General features: G+C 71.2%; 12 protein-coding genes and 1 tRNA gene. 7 read left to right on the forward strand and 6 right to left on the reverse strand.

Annotated elements, in window-relative coordinates:
- The first annotated feature begins 137 nt into the window (after positions 1 to 137).
- From ACYF6T_RS17345 to glxA, 6 genes are all read left to right on the forward strand, one after another.
- Entirely contained in the window at positions 138 to 503 is a 366-nt protein-coding gene (locus tag ACYF6T_RS17345; RefSeq protein ID WP_461697368.1) for a hypothetical protein, read from the forward strand.
- Positions 504 to 612: 109 nt separating this feature from the next.
- Positions 613 to 1,203 (forward strand): bifunctional DNA primase/polymerase, encoded by a 591-nt coding sequence (locus ACYF6T_RS17350; protein WP_461697369.1) that lies wholly within the window; start codon positions 613 to 615, stop codon positions 1,201 to 1,203.
- Positions 1,194 to 1,267: transfer RNA gene (locus ACYF6T_RS17355), tRNA-Lys, on the forward strand. The genes ACYF6T_RS17350 and ACYF6T_RS17355 overlap by 10 nt, the downstream gene beginning before the upstream one ends.
- A 64-nt stretch (positions 1,268 to 1,331) precedes the next feature.
- On the forward strand, positions 1,332 to 2,057 hold the full coding sequence (locus ACYF6T_RS17360; RefSeq protein ID WP_461697370.1) for a FadR/GntR family transcriptional regulator: 726 nt from the start codon (positions 1,332 to 1,334) through the stop codon (positions 2,055 to 2,057).
- Positions 2,058 to 2,365: 308 nt separating this feature from the next.
- A complete protein-coding gene (locus ACYF6T_RS17365) occupies positions 2,366 to 4,342 on the forward strand; it encodes a glycosyltransferase family 2 protein (protein ID WP_461697371.1) in 1,977 nt (658 codons plus the stop codon).
- Positions 4,339 to 6,276 (forward strand): radical copper oxidase GlxA, encoded by a 1,938-nt coding sequence (gene glxA / locus ACYF6T_RS17370; RefSeq protein ID WP_461697372.1) that lies wholly within the window; start codon positions 4,339 to 4,341, stop codon positions 6,274 to 6,276. Before ACYF6T_RS17365 ends, glxA begins: the two co-directional genes overlap by 4 nt.
- Here the strand turns inward: glxA and ACYF6T_RS17375 are convergent, their stop codons facing one another.
- Positions 6,277 to 7,290 carry a glycoside hydrolase family 6 protein gene (locus ACYF6T_RS17375; RefSeq protein WP_461697374.1) on the reverse strand — a complete coding sequence of 338 codons (1,014 nt, stop codon included), beginning with the start codon at positions 7,288 to 7,290 and terminating at the stop codon, positions 6,277 to 6,279.
- Between the two features lie 164 nt (positions 7,291 to 7,454).
- Between ACYF6T_RS17375 and ACYF6T_RS17380 the strand changes: the two genes are divergently transcribed.
- A complete protein-coding gene (locus ACYF6T_RS17380) occupies positions 7,455 to 8,231 on the forward strand; it encodes an ANTAR domain-containing protein (protein WP_461697375.1) in 777 nt (258 codons plus the stop codon).
- A 274-nt stretch (positions 8,232 to 8,505) separates the two neighbouring features.
- Here ACYF6T_RS17380 and ACYF6T_RS17385 read toward each other — a convergent pair whose 3' ends face one another.
- The 5 genes from ACYF6T_RS17385 to ACYF6T_RS17405 all read right to left on the reverse strand — a co-directional run bounded on the left by ACYF6T_RS17385 (position 8,506) and on the right by ACYF6T_RS17405 (position 13,199).
- Positions 8,506 to 10,080, reverse strand: a complete 1,575-nt coding sequence (locus tag ACYF6T_RS17385; RefSeq protein ID WP_461697376.1) for a hypothetical protein — start codon at positions 10,078 to 10,080, stop codon at positions 8,506 to 8,508.
- An 82-nt stretch (positions 10,081 to 10,162) separates the two neighbouring features.
- Complete coding sequence (locus ACYF6T_RS17390; protein ID WP_461697378.1) at positions 10,163 to 10,825, reverse strand: class F sortase; 663 nt, start codon at positions 10,823 to 10,825, stop codon at positions 10,163 to 10,165.
- Positions 10,826 to 10,830: 5 nt separating this feature from the next.
- Entirely contained in the window at positions 10,831 to 11,370 is a 540-nt protein-coding gene (locus ACYF6T_RS17395) for a hypothetical protein (protein WP_461697380.1), read from the reverse strand.
- A 103-nt stretch (positions 11,371 to 11,473) separates the two neighbouring features.
- Positions 11,474 to 12,253 carry an HAD-IIA family hydrolase gene (locus ACYF6T_RS17400; RefSeq protein WP_461697382.1) on the reverse strand — a complete coding sequence of 260 codons (780 nt, stop codon included), beginning with the start codon at positions 12,251 to 12,253 and terminating at the stop codon, positions 11,474 to 11,476.
- A gap of 163 nt (positions 12,254 to 12,416) precedes the next feature.
- On the reverse strand, positions 12,417 to 13,199 hold the full coding sequence (locus ACYF6T_RS17405) for a hypothetical protein (protein WP_461697383.1): 783 nt from the start codon (positions 13,197 to 13,199) through the stop codon (positions 12,417 to 12,419).
- Positions 13,200 to 13,497 lie beyond the last annotated feature (298 nt).

Below are 13,497 nucleotides of genomic sequence, written 5' to 3' on the forward strand. Positions count from 1 at the left end.
GGGGAGGCCGGCGTACCGGATGACCTGCGCGGAAGGGCCGGAATCACCGTACTCGCCGCCCTCTTGCGCGGTCGCGGGACAATGGACGGTGGCCCACTCACCGACGGGTCGGCAGCGACGTACGAGAAGGAGAAGACATGGCGGAGCCCACGCCGCGTCGGAACGAACCGCGGCTACGCCCCGCGCCCCTGCTCTTCGAGCCCGCGGAAGCGGCCGCCGACCCGGAGCACTTCTTCGACCTGGAGTCGATCGACGACCCGAGGGCGCTGCTGGCCCGTGCCACGGAGCTGGCGCAGGCGTTCCGGGCGGCGGCGGACCGGGCGGTGGAGTTCCAGGCGATGGCGGCGGCGCAGCTGGCGGACCCGCGGCGGTTCGACCGGCTGACCGCGGCGGACATCGCGGAGCACGCCGAGTGGACCGAGGACTATGCCAAGAAGATGGTCGAGTTCGGGCGGGACCTGATGAGCGGGGCCGAGGGGGCGGGCACCGCCGACCCGGTGTGAGCCCGGGGGCATATGCCAGGCGGGCAAGATACCCCGTCCGCCCCCGCGTTGTCCCGAATTTCCGCAACCCTCCGGAACGAAGCGCTCACGACAGGTAGATGTAGATGCCATGAGCAGCGAAGTGCAGGAGCCGTTCTCGGACACCCTCGACGTCTGCGGGGTCACCGCGGACGGAGCCGCGTGGCTCGCCTCGGCAGGAACGTATCCCCGCAGCACCCTGGCGCTCTGGGAGGAGCGGCCGGACGCCCCGGTCGTGCTGCCCTGCGGCTCGGTCTTCGACGTCGTCAGCGTGCCCGCGCTGTTCGGGCGCCGGATGGTCGACCGGCTGTGGGAGGAGGGGCCCGGATCGGGGCCGGTGGCGGTGTTCCGCGGCCGCATGCTGCTGTTCGCCGCGCCGGGTACGGCGCCCCGGCTGCCGTCGCTGATGCGCTGGGAGGAGTGGGGCGGGCGCGGCGGGAACATCCCCCCGCTGCTGTGCCACGGCAGCGGCGACGCGGTCACCGTCCCGGCGCTGCTGGGCGGCGCCCCCTCCGCCGCGGCGCGCTGGCTGGTCGCCCCGGACACGCGCCACCCGTGGCTGCCGGGCCCGGAGGTACTGCTGTGGGCGGCCGTACGGGCGGCCCGGCAGGCGGTGCGGATATCGATTTCGTCGTCCGCCGATCAGGATGCTAAGGTCTACGACGTCAGCGGGCGCCGCTAGCTCAGTTGGTTAGAGCAGCTGACTCTTAATCAGCGGGTCCGGGGTTCGAGTCCCTGGCGGCGCACGACAGGAAAGGCCCCTCGCCCGGCGGGGGGCCTTCTCCGTGTTTGGCCGGATACGCTCTGGCCATGGCAGCGCGTGACCTCCAGGAGCGGATCAAGAAGCTCATCGTCGACCGCAGGCTGGCCTCCGGGGCCCCGCTGCCGACCGAGCCGGAACTGATGGAGTTCCTGGGTGCGAGCCGGAACTCGGTGCGCGAGGCGCTCAAGGCGCTCCAGGCGATGGGCATCGTGGAGATCCGGCACGGCTTCGGGACCTACGTCGGCCCGATGTCCCTCGCCCCGATGATCGAGGGCCTGGCCTTCCGCACGGTCGCCGGGCACTACCGGGGCGAGGACTCCCTGCTCCAGTTGCTGGAGCTGCGCGAGGCGGTGGAGACGGGGCTGATCTCGCGGCTCGCGGGGCACATCCCGGAGTCCGACCTCGCCGCGCTGGACGCGCTGGTGGACCGGATGGACGAGCAGGCGGCCCAGGGGGGCGCCGGGCTGGCCGAGACCGACCGCGCGTTTCACGCCACCCTGTACCGGGGGCTGAGGAACGTGCTGCTCGGCGAGGTCCTGGAGGCGTTCTGGGACGCCTTCCACCGCGTGCACACCGATCTCGGCGGCACCCCGCAGGATCCCCGGGTCACCTGCCGGCAGCACCGGGAGATCGTGGACGCGGTGCGCTCCGGGGACTCGGTGCGGGCCGAGGACGCCATAAGGAAGCACTTCGGGAACATCCGCGCACGGCTGTCCACAACGTGTCTACAAGACACCCCCACTGGCACCACAATGCGCGCGTATGACCGGTAAACAGCGCGTTTCGCATCTTGCGATCATGCTGAACACCGTAGAACCCTGTTCTCCAAGATGCTGCGGATTCGCGGCAGTTGGGGGGCAAGTAAGCGGTTGCACCGGTCTGCGGGGATAGGGGGCCCCGTTCACGAGGCCATGCCGAGGGGGGCATGATGCAACCGGAAGGGCTCGGTCCCATGTCTCTGTGTGTGCGATGCGTGGTGACTGAGGCCCACCACTGACACGTCCGTGAAGGTCGAGGGGGACCGGCGCGGGCGGCAAGGACCGACACAACACGCGGTCACCCGCGTGTGGGGGGATGACTCATGACGTCGACGCCGACGGGCGCCCGGCACGACTTCGACCCGTCCGAGACCACCCGGCTCCGGGTGCCGGGGCACCGCAATAGCACCACGGGCCAGTTCCGCCGGATCAAGAAGACCCTGCCGAGATACGACTACGAGCACTACAGCCGGCTGGCGGGTCCCCTCACCCAGCCCGACCCGGGCAAGCCGTACAGGGTGCAGTACCGCTCGCTGCTCTCGCAGGAGCCGCACCGCGTCCGGGCCGCCCTGATGCTGGGCGCGGCCCCGCTGCTGTCGCTGGTCCTGCTGGCCTGGCTGCTCCAGCCGCAGCACTGGACCGAACGCGACTATCCCGCCTTCGACTTCCTGCCCGTGCTGGACGTCGTGATGCTGGTCTCGATCGGCCTGATCGAGTTCTTCCGCTGCATGAACGTGCTGTCCAACGCGCACGCCACGCTGGTCGCCCGCGACCCCGTCCCGGTGGTTCCGGAGACCGGCACCAGAGTGGCGTTCATCACGACGTACGTGCCCGGCAAGGAACCCCTGGAGATGGTGACGAAGACCCTGGAGGCGGCCGTCCGGCTGCGCCACCGGGGTCTGCTGCACGTCTGGCTGCTGGACGAGGGCGACGACCCGGAGGTGAAGGCGGTCTGCGAGCGCCTCGGCGTGCACCACTTCACCCGCAAGGGCGTCCCGCAGTGGAACCAGGCCAAGGGCCCGCACCGCGCGAAGACCAAGCACGGCAACTACAACGCCTGGCTCCAGGCGCACGGCGACGACTACGACTTCTTCGCCTCCGTCGACACCGACCACGTGCCGCTGCCCAACTACCTGGAGCGGATGCTCGGCTTCTTCCGCGACCCGGACGTCGGCTTCGTCATCGGCCCGCAGGTGTACGGCAACTACGACAACCCCATCACCAAGGCCGCCGAGTCCCAGCAGTTCCTCTTCCACGCGCTCATCCAGCGGGCCGGGAACCGCTACGGCGCCCCGATGTTCGTCGGTACGTCGAACGCCGTACGCATCAAGGCGATCAAGCAGATCGGCGGGCTGTACGACTCGATCACCGAGGACATGGCCACCGGCTTCGAGATGCACCGGCACCGCAACCCGGCCACGGGCCGCAAGTGGCGCTCGGTGTACACGCCGGACGTGCTCGCCGTCGGCGAGGGCCCGGCCGCCTGGACGGACTTCTTCACGCAGCAGCTGCGGTGGTCGCGGGGGACGTACGAGACGATCCTGAAGCAGTACTGGAAGGGCTGGTTCTCGCTGCCGCCGGGCAAGCTCTTCAACTACACGATGATGATCATCTTCTACCCGATGTCGGCCCTCAACTGGATCCTGGCGGCGCTGAGTTGTGCGCTGTTCCTGGGCCTGGGCGCCTCGGGTGTGAACATCGACCCGACCGTCTGGCTGATGCTGTACGGCAACGCGTCCGCGCTGCAGATCGGCCTGTACGTCTGGAACCGCCGGCACAACGTCTCCCCGCACGAGCCGGAGGGCTCCGGCGGGGTGGCGGGCATGGTGATGTCGGCGCTGTCGGCGCCGATCTACGCCCGCTCGCTGATGGACGCCGTACTGCGCCGCAAGAGCAAGTTCGTGGTGACGCCCAAGGGCGACTCGGCCAGCCCCGACACCCTGTTCGGGACCTTCCGCATCCACCTGTTCTTCATCCTGGTCTTCGGCGGCTCGATCGCCGCCGGTCTGGTGCTCGGGCACTCGCACCCGGCGATGATCATCTGGGCCACGTTCGCCCTGCTGATCACCGCCTCGCCCGTCTTCGCCTGGCGCTACCAGCTGCGGCAGCACCGGACCTCACCGCCCGCGGCCGAACCGCAGGACGCGGTGCCCGCGCAGTACGCGGCGGCCCCGCACGGTTCGGGGCAGAAGCCGGCCTGGGTCGCGCCGGACACGACCGGCCCGACGGGCGCGGCGGGTTCGACGGGGGAGCAGACGATGCAGATCGCACTGGGTGGACTTGGGGGACGTAAGGAATGAACGACCGTGCAGGCCGACGCCGAGCCCGACGACTCGCGATCGGTACGGCGGTGGTGCTCGCGCTGGCCGGGATGAACGGGCCCTGGCTGTACCGCGTCGGGACCGAGAAGTATCACCAGTACCAGATCAACAAGCCCGAGTACAAAGCGGACAACGGGCACTGGGACATCATCGAGTTCCCCAAGGAGTACCGCCAGGACACCATCCACGCGGCCCTGCTGCGCACCGGCAAGGTGCTGCTGATCGCCGGCTCGGGCAACAACCAGGACAACTTCGACGCGAAGAAGTTCGACACCCGGATCTGGGACCCGGTCAAGGGCACGATCAAGAAGGTGCCGACCCCGGCCGACCTGTTCTGCACCGGGCACACCCAACTGGCCAACGGCAACCTGCTGATCGCCGGCGGGACCAAGCGGTACGAGAAGCTCAAGGGCGACGTGAAGAAGGCCGGCGGCCTGATGATCGTCCACAACGAGAACCCGGACAAGCCGATCACGCTGCCCGCGGGCACCCGCTTCACCGGCAAGGAGAACGGCAAGACCTTCGTCTCCAAGGACCCGGTGCTGGTGCCGCGCGCGAAGAAGGTGTTCGACCCGAAGACCGGGAAGTTCCTGCGCAACGACCCCGGTCTCGGCCGGATCTACGTCGAGGCGCAGAAGGAGGGCGCCAAGTACGAGACCGGCACCCAGGACAACTACGCCGTCCAGGGCCTGACCGGCGCCGACGCGCGCAACACGTACGGCATCGCGCAGAAGCTCGCGCTCGACAAGAAGGACTTCCAGGGCATCAGGAACGCCTACGAGTTCGATCCGGTCGCCGAGAAGTACATCAAGGTCGACCCGATGAACGAGGCCCGCTGGTACCCGACGCTCACCACCCTGAGCAACGGCAAGATCCTCAGCGTCTCCGGGCTCGACGACATCGGGCAGCTGGTGCCGGGCAAGAACGAGGTCTTCGACCCGAAGACCAGGAAGTGGACGTACACCTCCAAGATCCGGCAGTTCCCGACCTACCCGGCGCTGTTCCTCATGCAGAACGGCAAGATCTTCTACTCGGGGTCGAACGCCGGGTACGGGCCGGACAACGTGGGCCGTGACCCGGGCATCTGGGACGTCGACACCAACAAGTTCACCAAGCTGCCGGGGCTGAGCGACCCGAACATGATGGAGACGTCCGGCACGGTGCTGCTGCCCCCGGCGCAGGACGAGAAGTACATGGTGATCGGCGGGGGCGGGGTCGGCGAGTCCAAGCTGTCCAGCAACAAGACGCGGATCATCGACCTCAAGGACGACAACCCGCGCTTCGTGGACGGGCCGTCGCTGGAGAAGGGGACGCGGTACCCGCAGTCGTCGATCCTGCCGGACGACACGGTGCTGGTGTCCGGGGGCTCGGAGGACTACCGCGGGCGCAGCGACTCCAACATCCGTCAGGCGCGGATCTACCACCCGGACACGAACACCTTCGAGCGGGTGGCCGACCCCCTGGTGGGCCGCAACTACCACTCCGGGTCGATCCTGCTGCCCGACGGGCGGGTGATGTTCTTCGGGTCGGACTCGCTGTACGGGGACAAGGCGAACACCAAGCCGGGCCGCTTCGAGCAGCGGATCGAGATCTACACCCCGCCGTACCTGTACCGGGACTCGCGGCCGTCGCTGTCGGGCGGTCCGCAGACGATCGCGCGGGGCGGTTCGGGAACGTTCACGTCTCCGCAGGCCTCCGCGATCAAGAAGGTGCGGCTGATCCGGCCGAGCGCCTCGACGCACGTCACGGACGTGGACCAGCGGTCGGTCGCGCTGGACTTCACGACGTCCGGGAACAAGGTCACGGTGACGGTGCCGAAGAACCGGAACCTGGTGACCTCGGGGTGGTACATGCTCTTCGTGGACGACGACCAGGGGACGCCGAGCAAGGCGCAGTGGGTCAAGGTGCCGTGACTAGTCGCTGGCCTTGGCAAGGGCGAGTGCGTAACTCGCCCACCACTGCCCCGCCTTCGGGCCGCCCTTGCACTCGCCGTCCGACTCCCCTGGGCGCTTGACCCACAGGTAGGCGTCGACCAGGGGGTCGGCCGTCTTCGTCGTCGGGGTCTCGCCCAGCGCCCGGCCGGGCGGGTTGCACCAGTTCTCGTCCGGCTTCCCGCCCGTGTAGGGGCCGTTGCCGTTGCGGCTGGTGTCGATGACGAAGTGCTTGCCGCCCACCTTGGCGGCCAGCTGCCTGCCGTAGGCGATGGAGTCCTGCGTGGAGTAGAAGTTGGAGACGTTCACGGCGAAGCCGTCCGCCTGCGCGATGCCGGCCTCCTGCAACGGCTGCCAGATCTGGTCCGGGTGGCTCCAGCCGGCGTTGCCCGCGTCCAGGTACACCTTCGTGTTCTTCAGGGACTTGAGCTTGGTGATCGCGCCGCGCAGCAGGTCGTAGCGCTCCTCCTGGTACCGGGCCGGCGTACAGCCGTTGACCAGGTGCAGTACGGCGTCCGGTTCCAGGATCACCGTGGCCGCGCGGTCGCCGATGCCCTGGGCGACCTGGTCGATCCAGGCCCGGTAGGAGTCGCCGTCGGCGGCGCCGCCCTGGGAGTACTGGCCGCAGTCGCGGTGCGGGATGTTGTAGAGGACGAGCAGGGCCGTGCGGCCGGCCCGCTCGGCGGCCTCGGTGAAGCCCTGCGCCTCCTGCTCGGGGTTCTCCGGGCCGATCCACTCGCCGGTCGGCTGCTCGGCGATCTTGCGGATCTGCTCCGCGTCGGCGTCCTTGCCCGCCTTCAGGTAGGCGGCGACCTGACGGGCCGCGTTGCCGTCCGGGTTGACCCAGAACGGGTCGGCTTCCTTGGGTTGTTGGGTGATCTTCGCGCCGGCGTCCCGGTCGTCGCCGCCGCCCCCGGAGGAGCATCCCGCGACCAGCAGTGCCGCCCCCAGCACCAGCGCGGACGTCCGTACCCCGGCCCCCCAGCTGCCGTACATCCACTCCCCCTCGGGTGTACCGTCCGAGGCTCAATCCTGACATACGCGGCGTGGGGCCACGAGGGCGCGGCGGGCTTGTCGGGGACCTGTTACAGCGAGGATCGTTGGAGGGGTGGGCGCGGGTCCGACGGAGGCGAGCGAGCTGGGAAAGGGTGTGCTCGGTCATGCGACACTCCACCCGGGAACTGCGGTTGGCGGCGGCTCTCGTGGAAGCGGCGGACACGCTCACGGACGGCTTCGACGCCACGGGGTACCTGCGACGCGTGGCGGACCACTGCGTGGAGCTGCTGGCGGCGCGGGCGGCCGGGATCATGTTCGCCGACGGCGGCGGTACGGTGTCGCTGGCGGGCAGCAGCCGGCAGGAGAGCGTGGCGCTGGAACTGCTGGAGGCCCAGAGCGGCGGCGGGCCCTGTCTGGAGAGCTACGGCTCCGGCCGGCCGGTGCCGCCCGTGTCGATCCGGGTGGCGCACGCGGCCGCCCGCTGGCCGGACTTCACCGAACGGGCCCTCAGCCACGACATCGCGGCCACCTTCGCGGTGCCGCTGCGCCGGCGCGAGACGCTGCTGGGCGCGCTGAACGTGTTCGTGCCGACCATGCCCGACAGCACGGCGGAGGGCACCGCGCCGGAGCTGCAAGTGGCCCAGTACCTCGCCGACGCGGCGGCCGTCGGACTGCAGAACCACCGTGAGTACACCCAATACCGGGACCAGTCCGGGCAGTTGCAGCAGGCGCTGTACAGCCGGGTGCGCATCGAGCAGGCCAAGGGCATGCTCGCCGAGCGCTGGAGCACCACGGCGGACCAGGCGTTCGTGACACTGCGGAAGTACGCGCGCCGGAGCCGGCTGCCGCTGGACGAGGTCGCGCGGGCCGTCGTCGAGCGTTCCGAGGACGGCCGGGCGCCGCTGCGCCAGGACGCGGCGGAGCCCGGTGAGGGCTCGTAGAATCGCGTATCACCTGCGGTCATGACGCAGGGCCACCAGTCCCGGACTTGGCGTCAATCGGCCTCTATGCCCGGGAGCTCATCCGTTCTAGAGTCGTTTCCAGACGACCCCAGCCCCCGGTCGCTCAATCCCCCACTGTGGCTGTCCAAAGCCTCCCGCCGGTCGCCGGGTTACTCCCGCAGCCCGTGCGCGCGGTCGAGGACCAGCCCGGTCGGCGGTTTCGGGGGGAGCGGGCCGCCGACCGGGCCAGGTGGCCCGGTGGTGGAACCGGCCGTCAGCTCCGCCGGCGCCGGACGAGGAGGACCAGCGCACCGCCCAGCAGCAGCGCCCCCGCGCCCGTGGCGGCGGCCACGGGCAGGACGCCGGAGGCGCCGGTGCCGGCGAGGGAGCCGGTGGCGGCCGCGTCGGAGACCGTCTGGGCCCGGGGATCGTTGCCGTCGCCCGCCGCGGCGGCGGTGGACGGCGAGGCCGAGGCGCTCGCCGAGGGGTCCGTGCCGCCGCCCTCGACCTCGACCGTGACGGCCGCGGTGTCGTTGTCGTGGCGGTCGTCGAACGTCATGGTGTTGCCGTACGCCGTGGTGGCGCGGGCCTCGCCGGTGGTGGTCCCGGCGTTCGCGCGGATCTTCAGGCCGAACCGGAAGGTGCGGGTGTCGCCGGCCTCGAAGACACGCGGGCTCGGGTTGCACAGGTACTGCGGTGCGCCGGGCGTGCGTTCGCCGGTGCCGGCCTTCGCCTCGTCGTCCCACACGCTGCACCGGTCCGGGATCTCCACGGCCTCGGTGCCGGTGGGCACGGTCAGCAGCAGCGCGGGCTGGTCGTCGCCGGCGCTGTAGTCGACCCGGGCCGGGCCCTGGTCGCCGAGGGAGACGTCCACGTACACCGTGTCGCCGGGTGCGCCCTCGGCGGTGTCGCCGCCGGCGACCATGTCGGCGGTGTTGTCGGCGTCGATCTTCTGCCGGCCCGAGGCGGTCACGTCACCGGTCGCGTCACCGGCGGCGACCAGGGAGAGCCTCGGCCCGTCGCCCGCCGGCGGGGCGGCGCCGGTCAGGGGCAGGGCCTGGTCGTCGAAGAACTCGAACAGGGCCTGGTCCGTGACGTCCAGGCCGACCGGCTGGTCCAGCCGGTAGCTCTTGCCGGGCTCGACGACCGTGTCGAAGGTGCACAGCGCCTGCCGGGTCGCGTCGTACTCGGCCGGGTCCGGGGAGACGGTGGAGTAGACGCAGTTGGCGAAGCGGTCGGCGTACGACAGCCCGGCCGTGGTGAGCAGCCGCAGTTGGACGCCCTCGGCGGGCAGCGTGCCCGTGTTGCTGATCGTGACCGGTGTCTCGATGGTGGAGCCGGGCTTGTCGCCCGCGCGGTCGGTCAGCTTGTTGACCTTCAACTCCGTCGTGCCGGCCGTCAGTTGGACGGTCGTGGAGACCACGGTGCCGTTGGCGGAGGTGCCGCTGAGGGTCACGGTGCCGGTGGTGCCGAGCGGGGTGCCGGGCTTGGCGTTGAGGTCGGCGAGGTAGCCGGCGTTGTCGCCCTCGGGCACGGCGTCCATGGTGGGCCAGGTGTAGACGTCCTGCGCCGCCTTGCCGTTGACGGTGACCCAGCTCGCGACCTCGCTCAGGTCCATGCTGACGGTGACGTCCTCGGCCGTGCCGGGACCGTCGTTGACCAGGCCCCAGCTGATCTGCGGCGGATCGTCGGTGTCCGGCGGCACGGGCAGCCCGACCTCGTCGCGCAGCACGTCGATGTGTACGACCGGACCGTCGGCGGCCTGCGCGGAGGTGCCGGGCAGCCAGGCGGCGGCGACGGCCGCGCAGGCCGCCAGCGCCATCCGCGCCCCGCGTCTGCGGTTGATCATCCGGGGTTCCCCTCCCACGGGGCGCCGTTCGCCCCGTCAGCCCCTCAGACACCCGACGGACACCGATAGTTGCCCCGGAGTTCTATATCCCGGTACCCGTCAGGTACGCCGACACGATCACGTTGGCCGTGTAGCCGCGGGTCGTCCGGTCGTAGGTGCCGCCGCAGGTGATCAGCCGCAGTTCGGCCCGGCCGGCGCGGTGGGGGCCGTAGGCCTGCCGGGCGTCGAAGTGGTCGCGGGCCTGGACCTGGACGTCATCGACGGTGAACTCGGCCACACGGCCGTCGTCGCGGATGACCCGGATGGTCTCCCCGGGTGTGAGGGCGCTGAGTTTGTAGAAGACGGCGGGCCGGGTCTCGGTGTCGACGTGCCCGACCATCAGCGCGGTGCCGGCGGCCCCGGGTGCCGCCCCGGCCGCGTACCAGCCGACGACTCCCGCCTGGTCGAAGGGCGGCGGGTCGATCGCCCCCTGCGCGTCCAGGCCGCGCGCCACCACCGGCGCCTGCACGCGCAGGTCGGGAATGTCCAGGCGCTGCGGCACGGCCTTCCCCAACGGCTGCACCGCGGGCGGCAGTTGCACGTCCGGTGGGCGTCCGACGGCCGCCATGTCACCGGTGGCCGGGGAGGACAGGCCCGGCGGGCCGGTCACCTCCCGCCCCCACAGCCACAGTCCGAGCAGCAGCACCGCCCAGGCCACGCCCGTCACCAGCCGTGCGGAACCGGAGGAACGCTCACGGTCGGACATGCGGCTCAGTCCGTCCCGCGGCTCCGGCGGCCGCCGCGCAGGGCGATGGCGCCCGCGGCGAGGGCGGCGAGCACCAGGCCGGTCACCGCGTGCGCCGTGCCGGGACCGGCGGCGTGGGCGTCCGCCGACGCCAGGTGCGCGGTGCCGCCGCCGCCCGCGTGGACGGGGGCGACGGGCGAGGCGGGCGCGGTCGGGTGCGCCGGGGCGTCGGCGACGGTGATCGTCCCCCGCGTGCGGGAGCCGCCGCAGGTGATCGTCACGCTGTAGGTGCCCACCTCCAGCGAGGTGCGGACCCGGGTCTCGCCGACCAGGGTGCCGTCGGCGGCGACCAGGCGCGCGTCCGCCACGAAGGCGGCGGAGACGGCCGTGGCGGTCTTCTCCGCGCAGCCGCTCACGCGCAGCGACACGTCGCTGCCGGGCGCCGGGGACGACGGGCTGACCGAGACGCCCCCGTCCCCCGCGTACGCCGTCGGTGCGGCGGCGGCGACGGCGGCGAGCACCGCCGCGCCGAGAGAAGCACAGAGAGTGACTTTTATGGAACCCATCGTGAACCTCCAGTTATCTGGAGGCTCCTCCCGCAGGCCGGGCCCCGCATCCGCAGCGGGGTCCGGCTGCTCCGAACGGGTCGAAATCGCCGTACGGGAGGTTTCAGATCCGGTCGACCAGGTCCGCGATCGAGTCGACGACCTTGGAGGGCCGGTACGGGAAGTCCTCGATCTGCCCGGGCCGGGTCAGGCCGGTGAGCACGAGGAACGTCTGCATGCCGGCCTCCATGCCGGCCAGCACGTCGGTGTCCATGCGGTCACCGATCATCGCGCTGGTCTCGGAGTGGGCGCCGATCGCGTTCAGGCCGGTCCGCATCATCAGCGGGTTCGGCTTGCCCGCGAAGTAGGGCTTCTTGCCGGTCGCCTTGGTGATCAGGGCGGCCACCGCGCCGGTCGCCGGGAGCGGGCCCTCGGTGGAGGGGCCCGTCTCGTCGGGGTTGGTGCAGATGAAACGGGCGCCGTCGTTGATGAGCCGGACGGCCTTGGTCATGGCCTCGAAGGAGTACGTGCGGGTCTCGCCGAGGACGACGTAGTCCGGCTCGTGGTCGGTGAGGATGTAGCCGATGTCGTGCAGCGCGGTGGTCAGCCCGGCCTCGCCGATGACGTACGCGGAGCCGCCCGGCCGCTGGTCGTCGAGGAACTTGGCGGTGGCCAGCGCCGAGGTCCAGATGTTCTCGATCGGCACCTCCAGGCCCATGCGGTTCAGCCGGGCGTGCAGGTCGCGCGGGGTGTAGATCGAGTTGTTGGTGAGGACCAGGAACGGCTTGCCGGACTCGCGCAGCTTCTTCAGGAAGGCGTCGGCGCCGGGGATCGGTACGCCCTCGTGGATGAGCACACCGTCCATGTCGGTGAGCCACGATTCGATGGGCTTGCGGTCTGCCATGGTGCCGTCTCCTGACGTACGCGGTACTGCGTGACCTTCAGACTATCGATCCGGCGATCGGTTTCCGGTCGCGGATTTCCAGTCGTCGACGTCATCCTGGAGGGTTCTGTCGATCTCGGTCCAGTCCGGTACGAGGAGCGAGACGCCGTGCCGGTCCCGGCGGTCAGCGGCGTCTGCGTGCCAGCAGCAGGGCGCCGCCGGCGACCAGCAGGGCGGCGGCGCCGGCGAGGGCACGGCCGGGGCTGCCCAGGCCGGTGCGGGCGAGTTCGCCGACCTCGGCGGCGAGGGAGTCACCGCGACCGCCGGGGCCGGTGGCGGAGGGCCCGGGGCTGGGAGGAATACCGGTACCTGTGTCCGCACCGGTGTCGGGGTCGAGGCCGCCCTCGATGCGGAAGCGGTAGTCGTTGGACTGGCCCACCCAGTCGCCGTCGTCGTCGTGGCGCTGGACGACGGCCGCGTTGGCGGTGACCTCGTTCGGCACGGCGTCGGAGGCCAGCGCGAGCCGCACCTTGACGGTGACGGTCCGGCGCGGGCCGACGGTGAACCCGCGGAAGCCGTCGTCGAAGGCGCCCACGAGTTCGTCCTCGTCGGTGGTCTCCAGGCGGACGGGGTGCGGCCGGGAGCCGTCGTAGAACTCCAGGCGCGGCTGGACGGGGGTGAGCGCGTGCCCTTCGTCGACGAGCACGACAACAGGGTGGATGTTCGCGCAGGTCCGGGCGGTGGTGTTGGTGAGGTCCAGATACCAGGTGCGGTACCCGCCCCCGGCTTCGTAGACCGCCGGGCCGCCGTGGATGCGGGTGGTGAGGGGAAAGCGGGGGCCGTCGGCGCAGGAGGAGCCGGCGGCGGGGGGCGGGGACGGCGAGGCGGCCGCCTGCGCGGGCGAGGCGGGGTGGAGGGCGGCTGCGGCTAGGCAGAGGGACAGGGGCGTGCACAGTCGCATGATCATGTGATCATGCCGGGCCTGGGCACACGACGGGCGCCGACGCGCGCTGGGGGCGCGGGGGGTCACCCGATCAGCGGATACGGGCGGCGCCGACGGGCGTTGGGGGAGGAGGACGGCAGAGATGGGGCGGGAGCGCCGGGGTGGGGCGTTGCCGCCAGGCGTGAGACGGGGCCGCCGGGATGGGGCGGGAGCGCCGAGGTGGGGTGAGGCCGCCGGACGTAGGGCGAAGGACCGCCAGGATGAGACGGGGCCGCCGGGACGAGGCAGGAGCGTCGAGGTGGGGCGGGGCCGCCGGGATGGG

The sequence above is a fragment of the Streptomyces sp. 7R007 genome (assembly GCF_054850255.1).

Excerpts from the sequence above, each read along its gene's own strand:
- ACYF6T_RS17360 (WP_461697370.1), top strand. The coding sequence starts at position 1,332 with ATGGCAGCGCGTGACCTCCAGGAGCGGATCAAGAAGCTCATCGTCGAC.
- ACYF6T_RS17390 (WP_461697378.1), bottom strand. The coding sequence starts at position 10,825 with ATGTCCGACCGTGAGCGTTCCTCCGGTTCCGCACGGCTGGTGACGGGC.
- ACYF6T_RS17385 (WP_461697376.1), bottom strand. The coding sequence starts at position 10,080 with ATGATCAACCGCAGACGCGGGGCGCGGATGGCGCTGGCGGCCTGCGCG.
- ACYF6T_RS17350 (WP_461697369.1), top strand. The coding sequence starts at position 613 with ATGAGCAGCGAAGTGCAGGAGCCGTTCTCGGACACCCTCGACGTCTGC.
- ACYF6T_RS17395 (WP_461697380.1), bottom strand. The coding sequence starts at position 11,370 with ATGGGTTCCATAAAAGTCACTCTCTGTGCTTCTCTCGGCGCGGCGGTG.
- ACYF6T_RS17365 (WP_461697371.1), top strand. The coding sequence starts at position 2,366 with ATGACGTCGACGCCGACGGGCGCCCGGCACGACTTCGACCCGTCCGAG.
- ACYF6T_RS17345 (WP_461697368.1), top strand. The coding sequence starts at position 138 with ATGGCGGAGCCCACGCCGCGTCGGAACGAACCGCGGCTACGCCCCGCG.
- ACYF6T_RS17400 (WP_461697382.1), bottom strand. The coding sequence starts at position 12,253 with ATGGCAGACCGCAAGCCCATCGAATCGTGGCTCACCGACATGGACGGT.
- ACYF6T_RS17380 (WP_461697375.1), top strand. The coding sequence starts at position 7,455 with ATGCGACACTCCACCCGGGAACTGCGGTTGGCGGCGGCTCTCGTGGAA.
- glxA (WP_461697372.1), top strand. The coding sequence starts at position 4,339 with ATGAACGACCGTGCAGGCCGACGCCGAGCCCGACGACTCGCGATCGGT.
- ACYF6T_RS17375 (WP_461697374.1), bottom strand. The coding sequence starts at position 7,290 with ATGTACGGCAGCTGGGGGGCCGGGGTACGGACGTCCGCGCTGGTGCTG.
- ACYF6T_RS17405 (WP_461697383.1), bottom strand. The coding sequence starts at position 13,199 with ATGATCATGCGACTGTGCACGCCCCTGTCCCTCTGCCTAGCCGCAGCC.